Genomic DNA, 21,766 nt, shown 5'->3' on the forward strand with positions numbered 1-21,766 from the left:
CGCTTCATCGCGCTGAGTAAGCCAGCAGGCTGGCGAGGTCGTGCCGGGTTAGTGATTTTGAAAAGTACCAGCCTTGCACGAGGGCATCGGGGTATCTCTGCGCGATGAACTGATATTGCGTTTCGCTTTCGACTCCCTCAAACACCAGGGTTTTGTGCAGTTTAGCGAGCGCGTCGCTAAAGATCACCAGGATATCCTGTTTATAATGCTCGTTGATGCCATCCACTAACGACTTATCCACTTTGATTTCGTCATATTTGAGATTGGACAGCCTTGCCAGATTAGAGTTTTGCACGCCAAAATCGTCTATTGAAATTTTGACGCCTGCCGATTTAAGATCCTCACAAAACTCTTCAAGGATGGCCGAGGTGGAAACGCCATTCTCGGATAACTCAACTTTGATTAACGATAAGGGAATAGCGTTCTCTAAGCATGCATGACGTAATACCGCCAGAAATTTGCCGTCTTCAATTTCCGTCCGGCCAACGTTCAGTGAAATCATTAACTGATGTTCGGCCGCCAGAGCGGCAATTTCCGCCAGGGATTTCTTTATCATGTTCTGATAATAAACGTTATACAGACCAATTTTTTTAATTAACGGGATAAACAGCTCAGGAGAAACCTCTTTGTGATTGTTATCCTGCCATCTTGATAACACTTCAACCCCGACGATTTTCTTATCAGCAACCCGAATTATGGGCTGAAAATGAACGCTGATAGTATTCGCTATCACCGCCTTGACCAGCGTTCGCTCAAGAGAAAGTCGATCTTCATAAAGTCGAAGAGAAAACAGCGTCAGGGATACCCAGATAAAGTATAAAAACAGGCACAGGAGCACCATCACTACGCGGGAGAGCGATGCCAGTCCGGCATTGTGGTGGGTGACGGTAACGCACAAATCCCAGCGCGTGCTGCACTGCGTCACGGTCTGCGTGAATAACAGTGACGACAAGCGGCTAAGGTTTTCTGTAGGTGACGTAACGGTAAAAAAGGTTCGGTCGAAATCTTTCGTGGTAGAACGAAGTGAATAGTTGGCGGTGACCGGAGAGAATTTATCGTAGGCTGAACGTGATGTGAAGATAATAAGATGGTTATAAATTGTCGCATTGCCTACAAAAAAATCTTTCTGTGAAAATTGCGCCAGACTGAATCCGTTCAGGGTGTTGTGAAGCTCAGAGGGAAGGGCGATGGGATTTGCCAGCTTGCCCCAAAATGCGGTGCAGGTGATTTTCCCATTTTCAATAAACCCCACATCGGCGAAATAGAGACTCTGCATCTTTAAATTACGGTAGACGTTCAGGCTGGCGCTATCGCATCCCTTCGCGGAGGTATTTTTAAGCGTACTGGCGATATTTTGCGTCAAGTCTTCGGAATAGCGTAAGAGCGTGTGGGAGATCTCCCTCTGCCGGTCCTTTTGCTGCTCAACGATAATGGCGTTAACCGCATACAGCGACAGGACGACCATAAAGGTTGAGATGATAGCAACGGCAATGGCCTTGTTCATTTTCCTGCTGTCCCGCCACGTCCTGAGGTGCAGGGATCTTAACACAGGTCATTAAAGCTACAAGTATGCGCGTTGAGCCCGCACGTGATTGAAAGGAAAGCCACCATGCCGACTCATTACATCTCAGAACCACTCAAACCGTGTCGAGAGCAGTAACAGTAGCGTACTGGCAGAAACAAGATTAAGGCAGATGACGAACTTGCTCGATACGTTCATGTTATCAGATTCACTTTGCTGTTCAGTAGCCACAGAGAATAGCGGTTCACCTCCTGGGAAAAAACGCCAGATTTTGGTGGGGTGAGGCAAAAAAAGCCCACTAAAAAGTGGGCAAGAAATACTGGAAGCAATGTGAGCAATGTCGTACTGAATACCTGAGTGATTTGCTCAACTATTCAGTAATGAGAAAGATAATCTTTCTCAGTAAAAGATGCAACCCCACGATGAGTGTGGAACGGCAATTTTTATTGCTCAGATTTTACTCAAACGAACCGTGTGATTCTTATCACAAATTTCCTTTCTCAGATCCTGTGCTATCCTTTTCTGTGTCGTTGATTTAATGACAAAAACCATACAGAGAGGAAAGCTATGGGAATTTTATCCTGGATTATCTTTGGGCTGATTGCGGGGATCCTGGCGAAGTGGATTATGCCGGGCAAAGATGGCGGCGGTTTCATCGTCACGATCGTTCTGGGGATTGTGGGTGCAGTCGTCGGTGGCTGGATCAGTACCCTGTTCGGCTTTGGCAGAGTTGATGGCTTCAACTTCGGCAGCTTTGTCGTCGCGGTGATTGGCGCGCTGGTTGTTCTGTTTATCTACAGAAAAATCAAAAGCTAAATCTGACCTGTGTTAAAAAAGGCTGCCTGAGGGCGGCCTTTTTACTTTGGGCGTTACCACCAGCCTAACTGCGTACCGGCGACGGCCACGATGGCGACAATCAGCATGATGAGGGTCGTTTTTCTCATTTATGCCCCCGGCGCGGCGTAACCGCCAAGGAAAAACCAGCCTAAAAACACGACTGCCGTGATAAAAATAACCACCGGAAAGAGGATCCCTATTCTCATGCCATCACCTGTTTGAGTTTGTATAAGGCCGTAGAGTGTACGGTTTTAATCTAACGCGACAAAGCCTGTTTTGTTTTTTCCTTTTTTATCCTGATACATCGCGAGGTCTGCGGTGCGCAGGGCACTATCTTCATCTGTGCAGTGAGGATCAACAATAACGACGCCATAGCTTGCACCGGGATAGAGAATAGTGACATTACCTAACCCATATTCACCCGCGATACGGCCGTTGAGGCGGGTTTTGATAGCGTTGACCTCTGTGCTGGCGTCGCCATCATCGCTGTGACTCAGGCTGGCAACCAGAAATTCATCGCCGCCGAGCCGGCCGATAATTTCGTCCTGCGTTTGCTGGTGAGTCAGTCGATTGCCGACCTGAACGAGGAACCGATCGCCCGCTTCATGACCGTACTGATCATTGATTCGCTTGAAATCATCGAGATCAATAAAGGCAATCATGACGTTGCGGTTAAGATGGCGCGCCAGTGAGAACAGGGTGGTAAGGTTTTCAAAAATGGCGCGACGATTCGGCAGGCCGGTAAGGGCGTCGGTGTAAGAGTGGGCAATGAGCGCCGCATTTGCTTCACGAAGCTGAAGCACAAGCGACTCTTTCTGAATGTACTGACCAATTAACCCGGCAAAGAGCCTGATCACCTGCTCGCCACGCTCGCTGAACTGTTTCTGTGCGGTGCTGGCAGCGCAAAGCGTGCCGTACAGAGAACCGTCAGCCAGGTGAACCGGCACGCTCATATAGGTTGTAATACCCAGTGCTTTTGCCGCTTCACACTCCGGCCAGCGGTCGGGCACCTCGTTACTGAACAAGGTGTCGCTATCCATGGCGCGCTTACAGAGCGTTTCGTCCCAGGGCACGCTGAACCCTTCCGGGATCTGCATTTGCTTGCTGTTACGGGCATATAAAATGTGCTGCAAACGCGCGTTGATATCGATTTTGGTCAGGTAGGTTGATTCCATATCCGTCACAATTTCCAGCATTTCCAGTAGCTGACGCACCAGACTGTCGAGAGATTGCTCGGTGGAGAGGGTTTCTGAAACACGGGCTAGAATGATATCTGACATGAGGCAGGTTGACTCCCATGCAGAAGACCTCTGTATCTGCATGTTATGCTGAAAATATAGACTCCGGTCATAGTAAAACATGAACTGGATTAATTTTATAGATTCTTCTGAAAGCGGATGAAGGAGAGGCTAAAAAAAAGCCCCGATGTTGAGATCGGGGCAAAACATCTTGATTACGGAATGATGTTCTCTGGTCAGAGTGAGAACAGACACCACTATAGGGATGAATCGTGCAGGTTTAATGGAGAAATCATGGAGAAAACGGCGATGACCCGTTACTCTGACGTTTTCAACACCCTGAAAGATCATGATAATGAAATATCTTCTCCTGGCGCTGGTTTTACCGCTGGCCGCATGCTCAACAAAGACACCTCCTCCCGATGCGCCTCAACCGCCGCACGCTATTGGTATGGCAAATCCGGCGTCAGTGTACTGTCTGGAGAAAGGGGGAGAGCAAATCCCTGTACAAAGCCCGCAGGGCGTACGTACCGAGTGCAAATTGCCAGGCGGGGAAGTGATCGATGAATGGGATCTCTATCGCCGCGATCACCCGCAACCGACCAGATGACAACGGCAATAAAACTGCGATACACTTCTCTTTAGGATTATTCTTAGCCAGTTTCTGGCGGTACGTTTGCGAGAAGAAGTATGTTTCAGTTAAAACCGGGCAGCATGGCGATAATTGTGGGTGCGCGTACGACGGCGGGCCGTCGAAATATCGGTAAATCCGTGGAGCTGTTTGGCCTTTGTCAGCCGGGCCAGCGTTTTGTGAACCCGGTTAACGGCGTCATGACGCAATTACCTGATACATCAGCGCGTGCGCTGTGGCTGGTCACCGGTGATGTTTACGCCTTTGATAATCAGCACGGTTTTGCGTTTGTTCGCCCGGAACATTTGATGCCGCTTACTCCCGACGAGATGCCACACAACGTGGATGAGCTGGCAATCGGTTAATCACAGTTCACGCAGCCAGTCCGCCAGTACACGCGCGTGATTCTGCTCCGTATTTTTCGCCCCATAGAGAAGCGTCACGGTCTGCTGTCGGGCGAGGGCCGCCAGGCGTTTGCCTTCATCCTGCTGCTGCGCCAGCTCTTTACGATAGGCTTCACTGAACGCGGTGAAATCGATCGTTTCACTGTGAAAGGCTTTCCGCAGTTCGCTGGACGGCGTTAGCGCTTTACACCACTCATCACAGGCGAGGTCGGTCTTTTTTATCCCTCGCGGCCAGAGTCTGTCTACCAGCACCCGGTAACCATCGTCTGACGTTGCCTGTTCATAGACGCGCTTACATTGAATCATCCGTTTTCCTCCTACCGTGCGACGTTCGGCAAGAACACTATAGCACCCGGCGTTTAAGCACCCAATTTAAGGTATTGTGATAATTGCAAAAGATCGGTAGTCTGAGGTTCCTTATGTTATCTGAAAATCCTCCGGCATAAGGAATCTCTCATGGAACTCTCCCCGGTTAAAACGACGCTGCGCATTGCGCTGGTTGGTGATTACAATCCCGATGTTATTGCGCACCAGGCGATCCCGCTGGCGATTGACGACGCCGCTGCGGTTCTGGATCTCACCGCTGATTATGACTGGCTCGCCACGCCTGAGCTGACCAACCCCGAAGACCTGGTCGGGTACGATGCCATCTGGCTGGTACCGGCAAGCCCGTATAAAAACACCGAGGCGGCGTTTATTGCGGCGCGTTACGCGCGTGAAAACAGCATCCCTTTTCTCGGCACCTGCGGCGGGTTCCAGCATGCGCTGATTGAGTATGCCCGTAATGTGCTGGGCTGGCACGATGCAGGCCATGCCGAAACCGATACCGAGGGGAGGATGGTGATTGCGCCGCTGGCCTGCTCGCTGGTGGAAAAAACCGACGCGATTGAGCTGCGGAATAACACGCTGATTGCCAAAGCGTACGGCAAGCCGGAAATTCAGGAAGGTTATCACTGCAATTACGGCGTCTCGTCTGAGTTTGCCAGCCAGCTTGAGCGGGGCGACATGCGCGTAACGGGCTGGGACGAGCAGGGCGAGATCCGCGCGGCAGAGCTGCTGACCCATCCTTTCTTTGTCATCACCCTGTTCCAGCATGAGCGGGCTGCGCTTCAAGGGCGCCCGGTGGTGCTGGTACAGGCCATGCTGCGGGCGGCGCAGGGATAAAAAAAGCAGACCGTCAGGTCTGCCTTGAATGTCAGCGGGGTGTGATCTCCCGGTCACGCCCGGCCAGCATGCCGCACAGGGCCATCACTACCGCAGCCAGCGCGCAGGCCAGCAGCGGAATGCGCCAGTCTCCGGCGGTATCGTGAATTTTCCCCATCAGCGGTGGGCCACAGGCCGCCAGCAGATAGCCAATCGACTGTGCCATGCCGGAGAGCGCGGCGGCCTGATGGGCCGAGCTGGCGCGCAGTCCGATAAACGTCAGGCCGAGGATCATGGTGGCGCCGGATCCAAAGCCAAACACCAACGTCCAGACGACGGCCAGCCCCGGCGCGAACCAGAACCCGGCCGCACTGACGGCGCACATCAGAGCGACAAGCCCGGCTATGCCACGCTGATCGTTAAGACGGTGCAGGATCAGCGGAATGGCGAGACCGGGAACAGCGGTTGCCAGCTGGAGAAGTCCGTGCATGGAGCCAGCCTGCGTTTCGCTGTAGCCGTGGCTAAGTAAAATCGCGGGTAACCAGCCGATAATGACGTAGTAAATCAGCGAGTTAATGCCCAGAAAAAGCGTCACCTGCCAGGCGAGTGCGGAGCGCCAGATTGCCCGATTGTGCAACGCGCGCGCGCCGGTCAGGGTGGCGGCCGGCCTCTGGCGCCATTGCGGTAACCACAGCAGCAGCGCCACCAGCGGGAAGAACATCAGCATCAACAGCGCCCCGTGCCAGCCAGCATTCCCCAGCGACAGCGGGACGATCAGCGCCGACCCTGCGGCAGCGGCAGCCCCCATCGTCAGCGAATAAGCCCCCGTCAGTTTTGCGACCTGGCCCGGAAAATCACGTTTGATTAATCCGGGTAACAGGACATTGCCCAGCGCAATCCCACAGCCCACGATCGCCGTACCGATAAACAGCAGCGAGGCCGACGGCAGCGAACGTACGCCAATCCCGATGCAAATCAGCAGCAGAGCGATAAAAAGGCTGCGCTCCATGCCCAGGCGCCGGGCGACGCCTGCGGCAAGGGGAGAGATAAAGGCGAAGGCCAGCAGAGGCAGCGTTGTGAGCAGGCCGGTTTGCGCCGTGCTTAAGCCATAGTCCTGTCGGATGGTGTCGAGCAGGGGGGCGACCCCGGTAAAGGTGACGCGCAGCGTCGTGGCGATCATCAGGATGCCTGCAACCAGCAGCGCGCCCTGTTTCCCGGAAGGTTGAATAGCAGTAGTCATTATTGTCTCTTACGTTCAGGCGAGCGCATACCATACCGATTTAAGTCGTGGTTGAAATCAGGCTAAAATGACAGTTTATCGCTAATATCGGACAACTTTATGTATGGACTGGGACTCGACGGCTACGATCCCGATAGCCAGCACGACGCGGCGGTGGCCTTTCGCATCCGCGTGGTGGCACAAGAACAGTACATTCCGCTGCATCTGCACCGCAAAGGGCAGCTGATTATGGCGCTGGGAGGAGCGATCACCTGTGAAGTAGAGAACGCGATGCTGATGGTACCGCCCCAGTATGCGGTGTGGATCCCGAGTCAAACGCCGCACAGCAACAAGGCGACGCCCGGCGCGCAGCTCTGCCTGCTGTTTATTGAACCCGGTGCGCTCGAATTGCCGACCCGTACCTGTACGTTGAAAATATCACCCCTGGTGAGGGAGCTGGTGCTGGCGCTCGCGGACAGGTCACAGGAGGAACTGCCTCTTCCCGCTACCGGAAGGCTGGTTGACGTCCTGTTTGATGAACTGCCCCTGCAACCGCAGGAGCATCTCCAGCTGCCGGTATCTCCGCATCCGAAAATTCGTCTGATGAGTGAGACCATGGCGAACGAACCTGCCGCCTGGCAGACGCTGGCGCAGTGGGCCAGCCACTTTGCCATGAGCGAGCGCAATCTGGCGCGACTGGTGGTGAAAGAGACCGGCTTAAGCTTTCGCCGCTGGCGACACCAGCTCCAGCTGATTGTCGCATTGCAGTTTTTGATCGGCGGAAAGTCGGTCCAGCAGGCGGCGCAGGCGCTGGGGTATGACTCCACCACCGCCTTTATCACCATGTTCAAGAAAGGACTGGGACAGACGCCCGCCCGCTATATCGCCAGCCTGACTACGACTTCCCGATAAACAGCGAAACCAGTCCGGCAGCAATCAGCGGGCCAACCGGCACGCCACGAAATAGCGCCACGCCTAACACGGTGCCCACCAGCAGCCCGGCCACCAGAGAAGGCTGGCTGCTCATCAGCGTCACGCCGCTCCCGCCAAGCCATGAGACAAAAACGCCCACTGCAATCGCCACCAGCGATTTCCAGTTCACAAAGGAGTGCAGCAGCGTTGAGGCCGGTAGCGTTCCGCTGGCAATCGGGGCCATCACACCGATGGTCAAAATAATGATCCCGATGGTAAGCCCCTGTTTTTCTATCCACGGGAAGAAGGTGTTCAACGGTGTGACGCGAACGATGATCAGGACCAGAATGGAAATCGCGACGGTGGTATTGTGGCTGACAAAACCCAGAGCAGCCAGGGCCAGAAGTATGAGTAGTGTAGGGTCGAACATGACGGGATCCTTGCCAAAAATAGTAAGCCTGCTTACTTTACGCGCAAACGCGACGGCAGGCAGGCTTTACTGAAAAAATTGTCTATTTTTGGGCACTTGCCTGACGTCAGTCCACCAGTTGCTGGATAAGCGGACTCCCTTCGCGGATAAACACCGGGATGGTTTCCAGCGCCGCAGGCACCCGGATATGCTCCCCACCGGCGTAGCGCTCACCGTTGAGGGCGATCCAGCTATTGCCCGTCGGCAGCCAGACATCGCGCTCACGCTGACCGGCCTGCATAACCGGCGCCACCAGAAGATCTTCACCAAACAAATACTGATCTTCACACGCCCAGCTCTGCTTATCCTTCGGATAGTGCCAGAACAGCGGACGCATGAGCGGGTCTCCGTGCAGATGAGCCTGCCGGTACAACGCGTCAATATACGGGCGCAGGGTTTCGCGCACGGTAAGCCAGTGCTGCATGATGGCGTAATTCTCTTCTCCGTAACTCCACAGCTCATTAGGCGAACCGCTGTTACACTGAGGAATACCGTCACGGTAGCGCTCCGGAGGTTGGATCTGCGGTTCGCGATAGCCGTGCATGCGCAGTACCGGTGTAAACACCGCCCACTGGAACCAACGGATCAGCAATTCATGGAACGCCGGGTCGTTAACGTTCCCTCCCTGGAAGCCGCCGATATCGGTCGTCCACCATGGGATCCCCGCCAGCCCCATATTCAGTCCTGCGGCGAGTTGATTGCGAAAAGCATGGAACGAGGAGTGGACATCACCCGACCACGCCAGCACGCCGAAGCGTTGGCTGCCTGCCCAGGCGCAGCGTACCAGGTTAACAATGTCGGTTTCGCCGTTTGCCTGGAGCCCATCGTAAAAGCCCTGCGCAAAGTCACGCGGGTAGCGATTGCCCACTTCCAGTACCGGACCGGCGTGGTAGCGATAGTTGTCAAAATCATAGGCGCGATATTCCGGCTCCGCTTCGTCCAGCCAGAACAGCTTAATGCCCATGTCGTAGTAATTTTTCTTCACCGTATCCCAGACGAATTTCCGCGCCTCTGGATGGGTCGCATCAAAGAAGGTGGTATTGCCCATAAAATCGAGGTTGACCTGCACGCCGCGCTCACTGCTGACTAGCCAGCCTTTGGCTTTCATCAGCGGGTAGAGGGGGCTGCGCGCCTCTACCGTTGGCCACACCGACACCATCAGCGCAATACCCATTTCGCGCAGCTCGTCGACCATGCCTTCAGGATCGGGCCAGTCTACGGGGTCGAAGCACCAGGTGCCCTGATTCGGCCAGTGGAAAAAGTCGATGACCATCACCGACAGCGGCAGATTACGGCGGCGATACTCCCGCGCAACCTCCAGCACCTCCTGCTGGGTGCGGTATCGTAATTTGCACTGCCACAGTCCACTGATAAACGCCGGGGCGGGGGGCGGAGTACCGGTGGCTTTCACATACTGGCGGGTGATATCCGCCACCGTGTCAGCGGCGGTGATCCAGTAGTCCATCTCTCCTGTGACGCGGGCGCGCCATTCCGTCTGATTTTTTGCAAAGCTGGCTTCACCAATCGCCGGGTTGTTCCACAGCAGGCCATAGCCAAGGCTGGACTGCATAAAGGGCACGCTGGCCTGGGAGTTTCGCTGAGCCAGCTCCAGCGTACAGCCTTTCAGATCCAGCCACGGCTGTTGATACTGACCCATGCCATAGATGCGTTCATCCGGACGCGATTCAAACCGGACGGTGAGCTGATATTTGCCGCCCATCAGCGGTTTAAATTCGCGGCCATCCAGCTTCAGAGCGCTGACATATTTATCCTGACTCTTCTCGCTGGCACCGATACCCACCGTTGAACGCTGGCGCCACATCTCCTCCAGCAGCAGTTCGCCGCGCTGATTGTAGAAGGCCAGCTGACCTTTAAGGTTCAGGGTCGCGGTAATATTGCCGTTGCGCAGCGTCAGGCTTTCCGCTTCGGCGACAATCTCGGCCTGGCAAGGGGCGGCGGGTAACAGTGCCTGTAAGGCGTCATCAAATGCCGGGGAGCAGGTGGCCCTGACGCGAAGACTGTTTTCTCCCCAGGGTTCGATGCGCAGGATCTGGCGTTCAAAACGCCATTCGATACAGTTGGAATGTTGAATCAGCTCACTCATGGATAATGCGTCCTTCTAAACAGGGTGTTTGGCGAGATGGATGGATTGCATTGTGCTGTCGTCGAGCTTGTACCAGCGCAGCGTGGCAAACGCGCAGAGCGACAAGATGCCAGGTACGACGGTGAAGAGGGCGATGATGCAGTACATGGCCGTGGTAGTTTGTTCCGGGGCATTGGCAACATAGCCGCTTAAGCCCAGCGTCCAGCCAACAATCGCGCCGCTGATCGCCATCCCCAGCTTGAGTACGGCGAGGAAGGTGGAGAAGATCACGCCGTCCATGCGTTTGCCCTGTTTCCATTCGCCGTAATCGGCGACATCCGCCATCATCACCCACATTAGCGTTGTGGTGGCCTGGTAAAGGGTGGAGACGATAAACGTCATGGGCACCAGAATAAGCACCGACTTAGGCGCAAAGAACAGGGCGATGCTGAGTACCCCCGCCAGTACGGAACAATATCCAAACATCTGCACTTTGCTGACGTTCTGCGTCAGACGTTTGGCCAGCGCGCTGCCTGCGGCTTTCCCGAGAATATGCGCCCCGAGCATCCACATAAAATAGCTTGCGCTACCGAGATAATAAGTGACGAAATACATCATTGCGCCAAGGCGAATAACGCCAAAACCAATATTGGTTAATACCAGGACGGCGACAACTCGCCATTGGTCGTTTCGTAATAAATCCCATAGTTCCGCAAGATAATTATTGTGGGTGGCGGGAGCCTTAATACGTTCACGCGTATTCGCGAAGCAGATCCAGAACATGATGACCGCGACGGTCGCCATAATGGCCATCGCCCAGCGGTAGCCCAGTAATTTATCGTCGCCGCCTAAAAACTCTGCCAGCGGCATCATAAAGAATGTCGACAACGCGCCACCCAGCGTGGCAAGGAAAAAGCGATAAGACTGAAGGGAAATTCGCGCATCGTTGTCGGGCGTAATTACCGCGCCCATGGAGCAATAGGGAATATTGATTGCGGTATACATCAGCATCATCAGGGTATAGCTGACGGTGGCGAAAATCATTTTACCGTGCAGGTCGAGCGACGCCGGCACGGCGTAGGTCAGCAGACAGCTTGCGCCAAAGGGCAGCGCCAGCCACAGCATCCAGGGGCGGAATTTTCCCCAGCGGGTACGCGTCCTGTCTGCGATATAGCCCATCGCCGGATCAATTATGGCATCGGCGGTTCTCGCCAGAAGAAACATAGTGCCCACGAATGCGGCAGGTAACCCCACCACGTCCGTATAGTAAAACGTCAGAAAAATAATGACGTTATCCAGCCCAATATGGCTCGCCATATCGCCTAACCCATAACTGATTTTTTCTTTACGGGTAATTATCTCGGTCATTGTATTCACCTTGCCAGTGTAAGGTTTATTTATGAGGTGCTCCGTAAACAAGGTTAACCATCATGAAAAGGTTAACAATTGCGAGATCTGGCATCGGGGTTACGTAAATTTCTTTTCGTGATACCGGTAACAAATAAAGTATTTAAACAGTGACTTTATATGGGGGAGGGGAGTTAACAGCGAATCGTTTCAGCGAAAAATCGTCATCTCGCGGACGCGTCATTGTCATTTAACTGTCATTATGCGGGAGTAAAAAAAAAGGAAATGGGCAAAGCAGAGGGCATCATGAACGATCCTATGTTTGTCGAAACGCTGATTATCTCCTCATCGATTTTTATCATCGCGATTATTTTGATTGCTTCCGTGCTGCTGCTGGAAAACGGCTGACCGTTAGCCAGCCTCTGTATTTATTGTTTACGGAACGACACCAGTTCAGGACGGGCGATACGCAGATAGTCCTGGGTATCCATAATCACCGATTTTTCCAGCAGACCGGCGTTAAAGGCGATCTCGTCAAAGCGCTCAAACAGCAGCGGATCGGCGACCAGCGTCAGATCCGGGTGAAAGCTGAAGGGGGGAATGGCGCCGAAAACGCAGCCGGTAAGCGCATCCACTTCGGCCGGACTGGCGAGAGATGCCTTAAGCCCTCCGAAATGGCTGGCCAGCAGGCTCAGATCGGCCTGCCGATCGGCGGCGAGGATTGCCAAAATATGTTTCTTAACGCCGTTGCCTTTTACCTTACAGACCAGCGCTTTTGCTCCCTGGCGGAGATCGGTCCCGCGAATTTCACTGACCGCTTCGCATTTCCCTACGGCCTCATGCGCCACCACACGAAAGTGCGCCTCCTGCTCGGTTAATAAGCTGATTAGCTGCTGATGGGTTGTCGTCCCGATCACGTCATCAGACATAACGATTTCACCTGTGATTAGCCAATACGTAGCTTGCTACATTAGCACGGGAGGGAGAGGGCTGAAAGAAAACAGCCAGCGGGAGCGCTGGCTGTTGATTCATGCGTTGCTGGTGGAAGACTGTTTCTGGAACAGTTCCCGGAAGACCGGATAGATGTCATCCTGGTCTCGAATGTGCTGCATCGCAAAGTTATCGAACATCGCTTGCAGATGCTCATACTCTCGCCACAGCGTCTGGTGGGCGCGACGGGTAATTTCAATGTAACTGTAGTAGCGCACCACCGGCAGGATCTTCTTCGCCAGAATTTCATGACACAGGGGCGAGTCATCCGCCCAGTTATCGCCATCCGATGCCTGTGCGGCGTAGATGTTCCACTGCGCCGGGTCGTAGCGCTCCTTCACCACCTCATCCATCAGCTTAAGGGCGCTCGACACGATGGTGCCACCGGTCTCCTGCGAGTAGAAAAACTCATGCTCATCCACCTCTTTCGCCTGAGTGTGATGGCGGATGTAGACCACCTCCACGTTCTTATACGTTCTGCTCAGGAACAGATAGAGCAGAATATAAAAACGCTTAGCCATATCCTTGGTGGCCTGATCCATTGAACCTGACACGTCCATCAGGCAGAACATCACCGCCTGGCTGGAAGGCTCCGGACGTTTTTCGTAGTTCTTATAGCGCAGGTCGAACGTGTCGATAAACGGCACCCGGTCGATCTTCGCCCGCAGTTCGGCAATCTCTTTTCGCAGGCGCTCCTCTTCCAGTAGTTGCGCCGGTTCGGTGTTTTCCACCACTTTCAGGCTGGTTTCCAGCTCGCGCAGTTCGCGCCGTTTGCCTGCCGTCATCGCCGTGCGTCGCGCCAGCGAGTTTTGCAGTGAACGCACCACGCTGATGTTGGCGGGCACCCCGTTTGCGGTATAACCCGCGCGATGGGTTTTGTATTCGTTGAGCTGACGGTGCTGATTCTTTCTCAGATTCGGCAGGGCCAGATCCTCAAACAGCAGGTCGAGATATTCGTCTTTTGAAATCTGAAAGACGAACTCATCCTGGCCTTCACCGTCCTGGCTGGCCTGTCCCTGACCGCTGCCAGAACCGCCGCCTCCGCCTTGTGGCCGTTCGATTCTGTCATTCTGGACGAAGTGGTCATTACCTGGGTGCACGCGATGGCGAAGACCGCCACGCCCCTGATGAAACATCGGTTCGCTGATGTCATCGTTGGGAATGGAGACGGATTCGCCGCTGTCGACGTCGGTCACCGAGCGTTTGTTGATGGCCTCGGAGATCGACTGTTTAATTTGCGCTTTATAACGGCGCAAGAAGCGCTGGCGATTCACCGTGCTCTTGTTTTTGCCGTTAAGACGCCGGTCAATAAACCAGGTCATATATCCCCCGTACTGCATTTGCCAACTTGCAGCGTCCGTAAGTGCCGGACATTTTGTTGGCCCGGTAAGCGCGTTACCGGGCACATGTTTTAAGACGATTTACGCACGCGCAGATACCATTCACAAAGCAGGCGGACCTGTTTGCGCGTATAGCCTTTTTCCATCATACGGTCGACAAAATCGTCGTGCTTTTTCTGCTCGTCGGTTGAGGTTTTGGCGTTGAACGAGATAACCGGCAACAGCTCTTCCGTGTTAGAGAACATTTTCTTCTCTATAACCGTGCGCAGTTTTTCGTAGCTGGTCCAGTTTGGATTACGGCCGTTGTTATGCGCTCTGGCGCGCAGCACGAAGTTCACAATCTCGTTTCGGAAGTCTTTCGGGTTGCTGATCCCGGCCGGTTTCTCAATTTTTTCCAGCTCTGCGTTCAGGGATTCACGGTCAAACAGCTGGCCGGTATCCGGGTCGCGGTACTCCTGATCCTGGATCCAGAAGTCAGCGTAGGTGACGTACCGATCGAAAATGTTCTGGCCGTATTCGGAATAGGATTCCAGGTAGGCGGTCTGGATCTCTTTGCCGATAAACTCGGCGTATTTCGGGATCAGGTAGCCTTTCAGGAACTCCAGGTAGCGTTCAGCCTGCTCCTGTGGGAACTGTTCTCGTTCAATTTGCTGTTCCAGCACGTAGAAAAGATGAACCGGGTTGGCGGCCACCTCCGCGTGGTCAAAGTTAAAGACGCGGGAGAGGATCTTAAACGCGAAACGCGTCGACAAACCGTTCATCCCTTCGTCGACCCCGGCGTAATCGCGGTATTCCTGGTACGATTTGGCTTTCGGGTCGGTATCCTTCAGGCTTTCGCCGTCATACACGCGCATTTTGGAGTAAATGCTGGAGTTTTCCGGCTCTTTCAGGCGCGACAGAATCGAGAAGCGCGACAGCGTTTCCAGCGTTCCCGGTGCGCAAGGGGCATGGACCAGCTCACTGTGGTTGAGCAGTTTTTCGTAAATCTTGATCTCCTCGGAGATCCGCAGGCAATAAGGCACTTTGACGATGTACACGCGGTCAAGGAACGCCTCATTGTTTTTGTTGTTACGGAAGGTCACCCATTCAGATTCGTTCGAGTGGGCGAGGATAATCCCGTTAAACGGCAGGGCGGAAATACCTTCCGTCCCGTTGTAGTTCCCCTCCTGGGTGGCGGTCAGCAGCGGATGCAGCACTTTGATCGGTGCTTTAAACATCTCGACGAATTCCATAATCCCCTGGTTGGCGCGGCACAGCGCACCGGAATAGCCGTAGGCATCCGGGTCGTTTTGCGCGTGATGTTCCAGCTTACGGATATCGACTTTACCCACCAGCGCCGAGATGTCCTGGTTGTTCTCGTCACCGGGTTCAGTTTTAGCAATGGCGATCTGCTCGAGGATAGACGGCCACACTTTCACGACGCGGAATTTGGTGATGTCCCCACCAAACTCGTGCAGGCGTTTTGCCGCCCACGGCGACATGATCGTACCGAGATAGCGATGCGGAATGCCAAACTCTTTTTCCAGAATTTGCGCATCCTCTTGCGGATTAAACAGGCACAGCGGATGGTCATTGACCGGGCTGCGCTCGCCGTTGGCGCTCAGCACGTAGATCGGCACGCGCTGCATCAGCGCTTTCAGCCGTTCAGCCAGGGAGGATTTACCCCCGCCGACGGGACCCAGCAGGTAAAGGATCTGTTTCTTCTCTTCCAGCCCCTGAGCGGCATGCTTCAGGTAGGAGACAATCTGCTCAATGGCATCTTCCATACCATAGAACTCTTCAAACGCCGGGTATCGGGCGACTACCCGATTCGAAAAAAGACGGGAAAGCCGTGGCTCCAGGGCAGTATCAACCATGTTTGGCTCACCGATAGCCATCAATAGCCGTTCTGCCGCATTGGCATAGGCACTGCGATCTTGCCGACAAATGGTAAGAAACTCCTGCAGTGTGAACTCTTCGTCCTTGGCAGCTTCGTAGCGCTGGCGATAGTGATCGAATATATTCATGGCATGCCGTCCTTTCGTTTTTTAGCACAGGATAAGAGCCGTTCGTATGAGTAGTGGAGGCTCCCGGAAGAGAATCTTTCGCACCTCACTGCCAGAGCAGCAACCTGTGTGCCAGGTCGAAGGCTATGAACCGCAGGGTGTTCAGCAAAACCTCTTCTTAAATTAAAGCGTAGATGGCAATTGCAAAACTTGCATACGGATAAAATCTACTTTCAATGACATATCAATAACTCATCCAAAAATTTCCACTGCGGTTATAAGCGAAAAGGGGGTTTTTCATTTATCGGTCACATAAATGAAAGCGGGATGTCATCTGAAAAATGAAAAATAACGGGTTAATCAAATGGATTCGCGCGCAAAAAATTTTGGGATGTACGGGAATGGCGGTTACACTTCACCCGCTGATTATTTGACTACAGGAAAGAATGGATTGTGACCAAACTCAAACTTCTGGCATTGGGCATCCTTGCCGCTACCGCAGCGAGCACCGCACAGGCTGAGAGCCAGTGGACTGTTGGCGCGGGTGCTGGCGTGATCAACAGCCCGTACAAGCAGTATGACCGCGACGTTTATCCTGTCCCCGTTGTCACCTATGAAGGCGATAACTTCTGGTTCCGTGGATTGGGCGGCGGCTACTATCTGTGGAACGATACGGCCGATAAGCTCTCCATCATGGCCTATTACGACCCAACGTACTTTAAACCAGGCGACAGCGACAGCAATGCGCTTCGTCAGCTGGACAAGCGCAGAAGCTCACTGATGGCCGGGCTTTCATATGTGCATAACACCCAGTATGGCTTCCTGCGCACGGCGCTGGCGGGCGATACCCTGGACAACAGCAATGGCTTCATCTGGGATCTGGCGTGGCTTTATCGCTATACCAACGGCGCGGTGACCCTGACGCCGGGTATCGGTGTGCAGTACAGCAGCGAGAATTACAATGACTACTACTATGGCGTGTCTAAGGCTGAGTCTCGCCGCAGTGGTCTGAAGAGCTACAGCGCTGATGATGGCTGGGATCCGTACCTGGAACTCACCGCCTCCTATAACTTCCTCGGCGACTGGAACGTGTACGGTACTGGCCGTTATACCCGTCTGAGCGACGAAGTGAAGGACAGCCCGATGGTCGACAAGTCCTGGTCCGGCATCTTCTCCGTGGGTGTGACCTACAAGTTCTGACCAGAACGTGATGTCTTAAAACGGGGCGCTTGCGCCCCGTTTGTTTTTTATGGTGCCTGATAAATATTAGCGCTTCACAATCTTGATCGTCTGGCCTAAGCGGGACGGTTTTTCTTCGCTGGTTTTCTGCGGGGCGGTCACGCACGCGGTTTCCACACACACGAAGGTCTTGTAACCGTCATCCGGGATATCTGCCATGCTGACGGAAAGGGCAGGGCCCGGGTTCCAGCCCACCACGTTGCTATGGTGGTGGTGAACCACGTCAATGCCGCGGTTCAACGCGCTGTCGTGGATGACGCTACAGGCTTCCGGGTGCAGATACACGCGATCGGTACGGTCCGGGAAGCTCTGAACGCCGTCGTCCAGCCTGCCTTCTTTCGCGTTGTCCACTTTGTCGATAAAGGTATCGCCAAGTCCGCTCACCTTAACGGCCTGAATGTCGCCTACGTTGAAATAGGTGTGCAGGGCGGACGTTGTTTCGAATTCGCCGTGCGCTTCCAGTTCTATCTCGCAGGTTTTACCCAGCTTGAAGCGGGCATAGAGGGTGAATTCATGTGGCCACAGGGCGCGCGTTTCATCATTTGCCTGAAGTTCAAAGGTCAACACCGCGCCGTTATCATCTTCGTTGTGGGCTTTCAGCGTCCACTGCTGGTTACGGGCGAAACCGTGAGACGGCAATCCCTGCTGCGCTGACGGACCAAACCATGGCCAGCAGATCGGTACGCCGCCACGGATCGCCGCCCCTTTTTTGAACGAGGTGGCCTCGCTCAGCCACAGGCCTTCTTCTTCGCCTTCTGGTTTCCAGGAGAGCAGGTGGGCGCCATTGAGCGCTACGGAGGCTTTAACGCGCGGATGATCGACGACGATGATATCGGCGCCGTCAATCTGACGGCGGGAGAGCACAGGGGTAAGTTGTTCGACTACCGGAAGTGCAAAAATTTTATTAATCATTAAGCAATCCTCTGTCTAAAAACAATAAAAAAGGCGACCGAAGTCGCCTTTTAGGATCAAGCACTCATCTCAACTTATTTGGAGATGTGAGCGATCAGGTCCAGTACTTTGTTAGAGTAGCCAGTTTCGTTGTCGTACCAGGAAACCAGTTTCACGAAGTTGTCGTTCAGTGCGATACCTGCTTTAGCATCGAACACGGAAGTGCACACTTCGCCGTTGAAATCGGTAGAAACAACGTCGTCTTCGGTGTAACCCAGAACGCCTTTCATTGGGCCTTCGGAAGCAGCTTTGATTGCTTTCTTAATTTCTTCGTAAGAAGCAGCTTTTTCCAGACGAACGGTCAGGTCAACAACGGATACGTTAGGAGTTGGAACGCGGAACGCCATACCAGTCAGTTTGCCATTCAGTTCTGGCAGTACTTTACCTACTGCTTTAGCAGCACCGGTAGAAGATGGGATGATGTTCTGAGCCGCGCCACGGCCGCCGCGCCAGTCTTTGTGAGACGGGCCATCAACGGTTTTCTGAGTAGCGGTGGTAGCGTGAACGGTAGTCATCAGACCTTCGATGATGCCGAAGTTGTCGTTGATAACTTTAGCCAGCGGTGCCAGGCAGTTGGTGGTGCAGGATGCGTTGGAAACGATGTCCTGGCCAGCGTAAGTTTCGAAGTTTGCACCGCGAACGAACATTGGGGTGTTGTCTTTGGAAGGACCAGTCAGAACAACTTTCTTCGCACCCGCAGTGATGTGTTTACGTGCAGTTTCGTCGGTCAGGAAGATACCGGTAGCTTCAGCTACAACGTCAACACCGATTTCGTTCCATTTCAGGTTAGCTGGGTCTTTCTCAGCAGTAACGCGGATGGTTTTGCCGTTAACAACCAGGTGGCCGTCTTTCACTTCAACGGTGCCGTCGAAACGACCGTGAGTTGAGTCGTACTTCAGCATGTACGCCATGTATTCAGCGTCCAGGAGATCGTTGATACCAACGATTTCGATGTCAGAACGTTTCTGAGCAGCACGGAAAACAATACGGCCGATACGGCCAAAACCGTTGATACCTACTTTGATAGTCATATATTCCACCAGCTATTTGTTAGTGAATAAAAGGTTGCCTGTAAAATTACAAAAACCTTACGCAGCGTCAAGCGGAATCGTGTCAATCATTGCGACAAATCAATCCTGTGACTAACGTTTGTGCGACTGACTCGCCTCACTTTCCCTTTGAGCTAGCAACCACATGGGGGCTGCGCCCGGAATTTTAAAGGCCTTGCAGGATTAAAATGTGAAATTGATCACAATTGCCTGACCGCCTTTTCGCGACACATAAGTTTAGATCAAAAGTGCACGCGCGGGTGTTAATGTTTTGTTAGAATCTGGGTTAAAAGATGTCTGTTTCAACAGCGAGATGTAAGCATATGTCGAACCAACATAACCCCGACGATTTGAAAAAAAACCTTACAGAGATGCAGTTTTACGTAACGCAAAATCACGGCACGGAACCGCCGTTTACCGGGCGTTTGCTGCACAATAAACGGGAAGGCGTCTACCACTGCCTGGTGTGTGATGCACCGCTGTTTAACTCCCAGACTAAGTACGATTCTGGCTGCGGCTGGCCAAGCTTTTACGAGCCTGTCAGCGATGATGCGATCCGCTATCTGACGGACTCCTCGCACGGCATGGTGCGCACCGAAATTCGTTGTGGGAATTGCGACGCCCATCTCGGGCATGTCTTCCCGGATGGCCCGCAGCCGACGGGGGAGCGTTTCTGCGTAAATTCGGCTTCGATGAGCTTTACCGATGACGAAAACGGCGACCAGACCAAGGGTTGAAAAAACGATTCAGCAAATTATTCCTTTGAAAGGGAGAGATCGTGAATATTGATGACATGATTGCAGGCATGACCCCGGAGGTTTATCAGCGCCTGGTGACGGCCGTTGAGCTGGGAAAATGGCCGGACGGTGTGGCGCTCACACCTGAGCAAAAAGAGAACAGCTTGCAGCTGGTGATGCTGTGGCAGGCGCGTCACAATACCAACGCCCAGCACATGACCATCGACACTAACGGTCAGATGGTGATGAAAAGTAAGCGCGAACTGAAAGAAGACTTCGGCATCACGCCGAAGCCGATTGCAACCTTCAAATAAATCTCCCATGTAGGCCGGGTAAGGCGAAGCCGCCACCCGGCACACTACACCTTAGTGCGGGATCCCAAGCGACTCCGCCAGCTGCTTCGCTAACTGGTTGTTGTCATCCGCGCCATACTCCCAGAACATCGCCCCGGCGAGACCTTTCTCCTTGATGTAATCTGCTTTAATCGCCACGGAACGCGGGTTCTCATAGGAGATCGCAAACAGCGCCTTCCCGTCGGCGGATTTTACCGACAGCCACGGCACCTTCGCCTGTTCGTCCCAGTGCTCGGTAAAGCGTTTCTGCGGATCGTTTAGCAGTTTGCGGACGATATCGTTGTATTTCACGTAGGTATCTTTGGTCAGGTCATAGCCAAGCGATTTGAACAGGCCCAGTTCCTGCGGCCCGAAGTAGGGCTGGGTGACCGGATTGTTTTGCGCGTCCGGTTTACTCCAGTCGATACCCGGTTCAACGGCGCGCTTCGGTACACGACCGTAAAAACCGATTCCGAGGTTCATTTGCTGCGGCTTTAGGCCGGCGGCCAGATAGTTATTCACCACAAAATCAACGCTGTATTTGTCTGCGGCAGCCACCGTTGGCCAGGCGCTGGAGTCATACAGATTCGCGTTAAAATACTGCGTCCCGTACGCCATGTCGTAGGTCATCAGGTTGATGTAATCGAGCAGGGGGGCAATGGCCTTCACATCCACCCAGCTTTTCGGACTTTCTGCATTTGCGCCCACCGCAATCGTGACCAGTTTTTTCTTACCAAACGCGTCACGCATCTCTTTTAACAGCGCGGTGAAATTATCCCTGTCGGCTGGGGTGCTCTCGACCAGGCCCCACGCGCCGTTGACCGGGAACTCCCAGTCGAGATCGATCCCGTCCAGGCCGTATTGACTGACGATCTGCTGTGCGGAGCGAATAAACACCGCGCGGCTCTCTTTGGTAGCCGCTGCGCCAGAAAAACCACGTGCGCCCCAGCCGCCAACGGAAAGCAGCACTTTTAAATTCGGGTTTTGTTTACGAAGCTGAGGAAGTAACGCCAGGTCGGATGCCACCTTGGGTGATAACCAGATTTGATGCAGTTTTGCCGGATCTTTCAGTGCAGGGTTGGTTTCGTCTTTCTCGTTGTTATAGACCAGACCAAACGAGTAGTTGAGGTGTGTGATCTGGCGGACATCGAGTTTATTGATATCACCACCCGGTCCGGCGGTAACGTCGCCACCGCCATTGAAGTAGCCCACGGACATCAGGGGCGCGGCGGAAGCCAGTGACGCGCAAAGCAAGGGTAATGCTGCCAGCAAGGGCAAACGTTTCATATAAGTTCCTCTTTGACTGAATAAAAATAACCACGCCACAGAAAAGGCGTG

General features: G+C 53.7%; 25 protein-coding genes. 9 read left to right on the top strand and 16 right to left on the bottom strand.

What is annotated here, in order from left to right; genetic code table 11:
- Positions 1-4: 4 nt before the first annotated feature.
- Together L2Y28_RS08330 and yncL are read right to left on the bottom strand one after the other, a co-directional pair.
- Positions 5-1,504 carry a cyclic diguanylate phosphodiesterase gene (locus L2Y28_RS08330; protein WP_022647774.1) on the bottom strand — a complete coding sequence of 500 codons (1,500 nt, stop codon included), beginning with the start codon at positions 1,502-1,504 and terminating at the stop codon, positions 5-7.
- Between the two features lie 123 nt (positions 1,505-1,627).
- The gene (yncL, locus tag L2Y28_RS08335) at positions 1,628-1,720 is read right to left on the bottom strand and encodes a stress response membrane protein YncL (protein ID WP_071524166.1); all 93 of its coding nucleotides are present in this window, start codon (positions 1,718-1,720) and stop codon (positions 1,628-1,630) included.
- 369 nt (positions 1,721-2,089) lie between these two features.
- Between yncL and L2Y28_RS08340 the strand changes: the two genes are divergently transcribed.
- Positions 2,090-2,338 (top strand): GlsB/YeaQ/YmgE family stress response membrane protein, encoded by a 249-nt coding sequence (locus L2Y28_RS08340; protein WP_022647775.1) that lies wholly within the window; start codon positions 2,090-2,092, stop codon positions 2,336-2,338.
- Between the two features lie 53 nt (positions 2,339-2,391).
- Here L2Y28_RS08340 and yoaJ read toward each other — a convergent pair whose 3' ends face one another.
- From yoaJ to L2Y28_RS08350, 3 genes are read right to left on the bottom strand one after another with little or no spacing between them, the layout of a single operon-like run.
- Positions 2,392-2,466: a protein YoaJ gene (yoaJ, locus tag L2Y28_RS25555; RefSeq protein ID WP_071785224.1), complete on the bottom strand. Its 75-nt coding sequence runs from the start codon at positions 2,464-2,466 to the stop codon at positions 2,392-2,394.
- On the bottom strand, positions 2,467-2,565 hold the full coding sequence (locus L2Y28_RS08345) for a YoaK family small membrane protein (RefSeq protein WP_015570793.1): 99 nt from the start codon (positions 2,563-2,565) through the stop codon (positions 2,467-2,469).
- Between the two features lie 45 nt (positions 2,566-2,610).
- Positions 2,611-3,639 carry a sensor domain-containing diguanylate cyclase gene (locus tag L2Y28_RS08350; protein ID WP_022647776.1) on the bottom strand — a complete coding sequence of 343 codons (1,029 nt, stop codon included), beginning with the start codon at positions 3,637-3,639 and terminating at the stop codon, positions 2,611-2,613.
- Between the two features lie 313 nt (positions 3,640-3,952).
- Between L2Y28_RS08350 and L2Y28_RS08355 the strand changes: the two genes are divergently transcribed.
- Together L2Y28_RS08355 and L2Y28_RS08360 are read left to right on the top strand one after the other, a co-directional pair.
- Complete coding sequence (locus L2Y28_RS08355) at positions 3,953-4,207, top strand: DUF333 domain-containing protein (protein ID WP_022647777.1); 255 nt, start codon at positions 3,953-3,955, stop codon at positions 4,205-4,207.
- Positions 4,208-4,287: 80 nt separating this feature from the next.
- A complete protein-coding gene (locus tag L2Y28_RS08360; protein WP_022647778.1) occupies positions 4,288-4,593 on the top strand; it encodes a hypothetical protein in 306 nt (101 codons plus the stop codon).
- Here the strand turns inward: L2Y28_RS08360 and L2Y28_RS08365 are convergent, their stop codons facing one another.
- Complete coding sequence (locus tag L2Y28_RS08365; protein WP_022647779.1) at positions 4,594-4,938, bottom strand: DUF488 domain-containing protein; 345 nt, start codon at positions 4,936-4,938, stop codon at positions 4,594-4,596.
- A gap of 150 nt (positions 4,939-5,088) precedes the next feature.
- Between L2Y28_RS08365 and L2Y28_RS08370 the strand changes: the two genes are divergently transcribed.
- Positions 5,089-5,796 carry a CTP synthase gene (locus tag L2Y28_RS08370; protein ID WP_022647780.1) on the top strand — a complete coding sequence of 236 codons (708 nt, stop codon included), beginning with the start codon at positions 5,089-5,091 and terminating at the stop codon, positions 5,794-5,796.
- 31 nt (positions 5,797-5,827) lie between these two features.
- Here the strand turns inward: L2Y28_RS08370 and L2Y28_RS08375 are convergent, their stop codons facing one another.
- Complete coding sequence (locus L2Y28_RS08375) at positions 5,828-7,015, bottom strand: CynX/NimT family MFS transporter (RefSeq protein WP_022647781.1); 1,188 nt, start codon at positions 7,013-7,015, stop codon at positions 5,828-5,830.
- Between the two features lie 99 nt (positions 7,016-7,114).
- Here L2Y28_RS08375 and L2Y28_RS08380 point away from each other — a divergent pair, with 99 nt between their 5' ends.
- Positions 7,115-7,906: a helix-turn-helix transcriptional regulator gene (locus tag L2Y28_RS08380; RefSeq protein WP_022647782.1), complete on the top strand. Its 792-nt coding sequence runs from the start codon at positions 7,115-7,117 to the stop codon at positions 7,904-7,906.
- Here the strand turns inward: L2Y28_RS08380 and L2Y28_RS08385 are convergent.
- The 3 genes from L2Y28_RS08385 to L2Y28_RS08395 all read right to left on the bottom strand — a co-directional run bounded on the left by L2Y28_RS08385 (position 7,890) and on the right by L2Y28_RS08395 (position 11,826).
- On the bottom strand, positions 7,890-8,336 hold the full coding sequence (locus tag L2Y28_RS08385) for a DUF441 domain-containing protein (protein ID WP_022647783.1): 447 nt from the start codon (positions 8,334-8,336) through the stop codon (positions 7,890-7,892). The genes L2Y28_RS08380 and L2Y28_RS08385 overlap by 17 nt on opposite strands.
- A 106-nt stretch (positions 8,337-8,442) precedes the next feature.
- Positions 8,443-10,479 carry a TIM-barrel domain-containing protein gene (locus L2Y28_RS08390; RefSeq protein ID WP_022647784.1) on the bottom strand — a complete coding sequence of 679 codons (2,037 nt, stop codon included), beginning with the start codon at positions 10,477-10,479 and terminating at the stop codon, positions 8,443-8,445.
- A 15-nt stretch (positions 10,480-10,494) separates the two neighbouring features.
- The gene (locus L2Y28_RS08395; protein WP_022647785.1) at positions 10,495-11,826 is read right to left on the bottom strand and encodes a glycoside-pentoside-hexuronide (GPH):cation symporter; all 1,332 of its coding nucleotides are present in this window, start codon (positions 11,824-11,826) and stop codon (positions 10,495-10,497) included.
- Between the two features lie 285 nt (positions 11,827-12,111).
- On the opposite strand from L2Y28_RS08395, the gene yoaI reads away from it, so the two are divergent.
- Positions 12,112-12,213 carry a small membrane protein YoaI gene (yoaI, locus tag L2Y28_RS08400; RefSeq protein WP_022647786.1) on the top strand — a complete coding sequence of 34 codons (102 nt, stop codon included), beginning with the start codon at positions 12,112-12,114 and terminating at the stop codon, positions 12,211-12,213.
- A 20-nt stretch (positions 12,214-12,233) separates the two neighbouring features.
- On the opposite strand, the gene L2Y28_RS08405 is transcribed toward yoaI, so the two are convergent.
- The 3 genes from L2Y28_RS08405 to yeaG all read right to left on the bottom strand — a co-directional run bounded on the left by L2Y28_RS08405 (position 12,234) and on the right by yeaG (position 16,141).
- Positions 12,234-12,734 carry a YbaK/prolyl-tRNA synthetase associated domain-containing protein gene (locus L2Y28_RS08405; RefSeq protein ID WP_022647787.1) on the bottom strand — a complete coding sequence of 167 codons (501 nt, stop codon included), beginning with the start codon at positions 12,732-12,734 and terminating at the stop codon, positions 12,234-12,236.
- Between the two features lie 99 nt (positions 12,735-12,833).
- Positions 12,834-14,117, bottom strand: coding sequence for a YeaH/YhbH family protein (locus tag L2Y28_RS08410; protein WP_017384692.1), 1,284 nt, complete (start codon positions 14,115-14,117; stop codon positions 12,834-12,836).
- An 89-nt stretch (positions 14,118-14,206) separates the two neighbouring features.
- Positions 14,207-16,141 carry a protein kinase YeaG gene (gene yeaG, locus L2Y28_RS08415; protein ID WP_006809140.1) on the bottom strand — a complete coding sequence of 645 codons (1,935 nt, stop codon included), beginning with the start codon at positions 16,139-16,141 and terminating at the stop codon, positions 14,207-14,209.
- 432 nt (positions 16,142-16,573) lie between these two features.
- On the opposite strand from yeaG, the gene L2Y28_RS08420 reads away from it, so the two are divergent.
- Positions 16,574-17,320: a MipA/OmpV family protein gene (locus tag L2Y28_RS08420; protein WP_022647788.1), complete on the top strand. Its 747-nt coding sequence runs from the start codon at positions 16,574-16,576 to the stop codon at positions 17,318-17,320.
- Between the two features lie 66 nt (positions 17,321-17,386).
- On the opposite strand, the gene L2Y28_RS08425 is transcribed toward L2Y28_RS08420, so the two are convergent.
- Entirely contained in the window at positions 17,387-18,271 is an 885-nt protein-coding gene (locus tag L2Y28_RS08425) for a D-hexose-6-phosphate mutarotase (protein ID WP_022647789.1), read from the bottom strand.
- A gap of 74 nt (positions 18,272-18,345) precedes the next feature.
- Complete coding sequence (gene gapA / locus L2Y28_RS08430) at positions 18,346-19,341, bottom strand: glyceraldehyde-3-phosphate dehydrogenase (protein ID WP_006809136.1); 996 nt, start codon at positions 19,339-19,341, stop codon at positions 18,346-18,348.
- 341 nt (positions 19,342-19,682) lie between these two features.
- Here gapA and msrB point away from each other — a divergent pair, with 341 nt between their 5' ends.
- Together msrB and L2Y28_RS08440 are read left to right on the top strand one after the other, a co-directional pair.
- A complete protein-coding gene (gene msrB, locus L2Y28_RS08435) occupies positions 19,683-20,096 on the top strand; it encodes a peptide-methionine (R)-S-oxide reductase MsrB (protein WP_022647790.1) in 414 nt (137 codons plus the stop codon).
- A 41-nt stretch (positions 20,097-20,137) separates the two neighbouring features.
- Positions 20,138-20,410, top strand: a complete 273-nt coding sequence (locus L2Y28_RS08440) for a YeaC family protein (protein ID WP_022647791.1) — start codon at positions 20,138-20,140, stop codon at positions 20,408-20,410.
- Between the two features lie 51 nt (positions 20,411-20,461).
- On the opposite strand, the gene L2Y28_RS08445 is transcribed toward L2Y28_RS08440, so the two are convergent.
- A complete protein-coding gene (locus tag L2Y28_RS08445; RefSeq protein WP_022647792.1) occupies positions 20,462-21,715 on the bottom strand; it encodes a glycoside hydrolase family 18 protein in 1,254 nt (417 codons plus the stop codon).
- Between the last annotated feature and the right edge of the window lie 51 nt (positions 21,716-21,766).

This window comes from Enterobacter sp. JH25 (assembly GCF_021725435.1).
In the GTDB taxonomy this organism is placed as follows: domain Bacteria; phylum Pseudomonadota; class Gammaproteobacteria; order Enterobacterales; family Enterobacteriaceae; genus Enterobacter; species Enterobacter intestinihominis.

Coding starts and splice junctions, on each gene's coding strand:
- L2Y28_RS08330 (WP_022647774.1), bottom strand. CDS start 1,504: ATGAACAAGGCCATTGCCGTTGCTATCATCTCAACCTTTATGGTCGTC.
- yncL (WP_071524166.1), bottom strand. CDS start 1,720: ATGAACGTATCGAGCAAGTTCGTCATCTGCCTTAATCTTGTTTCTGCC.
- L2Y28_RS08340 (WP_022647775.1), top strand. CDS start 2,090: ATGGGAATTTTATCCTGGATTATCTTTGGGCTGATTGCGGGGATCCTG.
- L2Y28_RS08345 (WP_015570793.1), bottom strand. CDS start 2,565: ATGAGAATAGGGATCCTCTTTCCGGTGGTTATTTTTATCACGGCAGTC.
- L2Y28_RS08350 (WP_022647776.1), bottom strand. CDS start 3,639: ATGTCAGATATCATTCTAGCCCGTGTTTCAGAAACCCTCTCCACCGAG.
- L2Y28_RS08355 (WP_022647777.1), top strand. CDS start 3,953: ATGAAATATCTTCTCCTGGCGCTGGTTTTACCGCTGGCCGCATGCTCA.
- L2Y28_RS08360 (WP_022647778.1), top strand. CDS start 4,288: ATGTTTCAGTTAAAACCGGGCAGCATGGCGATAATTGTGGGTGCGCGT.
- L2Y28_RS08365 (WP_022647779.1), bottom strand. CDS start 4,938: ATGATTCAATGTAAGCGCGTCTATGAACAGGCAACGTCAGACGATGGT.
- L2Y28_RS08370 (WP_022647780.1), top strand. CDS start 5,089: ATGGAACTCTCCCCGGTTAAAACGACGCTGCGCATTGCGCTGGTTGGT.
- L2Y28_RS08375 (WP_022647781.1), bottom strand. CDS start 7,015: ATGACTACTGCTATTCAACCTTCCGGGAAACAGGGCGCGCTGCTGGTT.
- L2Y28_RS08380 (WP_022647782.1), top strand. CDS start 7,115: ATGTATGGACTGGGACTCGACGGCTACGATCCCGATAGCCAGCACGAC.
- L2Y28_RS08385 (WP_022647783.1), bottom strand. CDS start 8,336: ATGTTCGACCCTACACTACTCATACTTCTGGCCCTGGCTGCTCTGGGT.
- L2Y28_RS08390 (WP_022647784.1), bottom strand. CDS start 10,479: ATGAGTGAGCTGATTCAACATTCCAACTGTATCGAATGGCGTTTTGAA.
- L2Y28_RS08395 (WP_022647785.1), bottom strand. CDS start 11,826: ATGACCGAGATAATTACCCGTAAAGAAAAAATCAGTTATGGGTTAGGC.
- yoaI (WP_022647786.1), top strand. CDS start 12,112: ATGAACGATCCTATGTTTGTCGAAACGCTGATTATCTCCTCATCGATT.
- L2Y28_RS08405 (WP_022647787.1), bottom strand. CDS start 12,734: ATGTCTGATGACGTGATCGGGACGACAACCCATCAGCAGCTAATCAGC.
- L2Y28_RS08410 (WP_017384692.1), bottom strand. CDS start 14,117: ATGACCTGGTTTATTGACCGGCGTCTTAACGGCAAAAACAAGAGCACG.
- yeaG (WP_006809140.1), bottom strand. CDS start 16,141: ATGAATATATTCGATCACTATCGCCAGCGCTACGAAGCTGCCAAGGAC.
- L2Y28_RS08425 (WP_022647789.1), bottom strand. CDS start 18,271: ATGATTAATAAAATTTTTGCACTTCCGGTAGTCGAACAACTTACCCCT.
- gapA (WP_006809136.1), bottom strand. CDS start 19,341: ATGACTATCAAAGTAGGTATCAACGGTTTTGGCCGTATCGGCCGTATT.
- msrB (WP_022647790.1), top strand. CDS start 19,683: ATGTCGAACCAACATAACCCCGACGATTTGAAAAAAAACCTTACAGAG.
- L2Y28_RS08445 (WP_022647792.1), bottom strand. CDS start 21,715: ATGAAACGTTTGCCCTTGCTGGCAGCATTACCCTTGCTTTGCGCGTCA.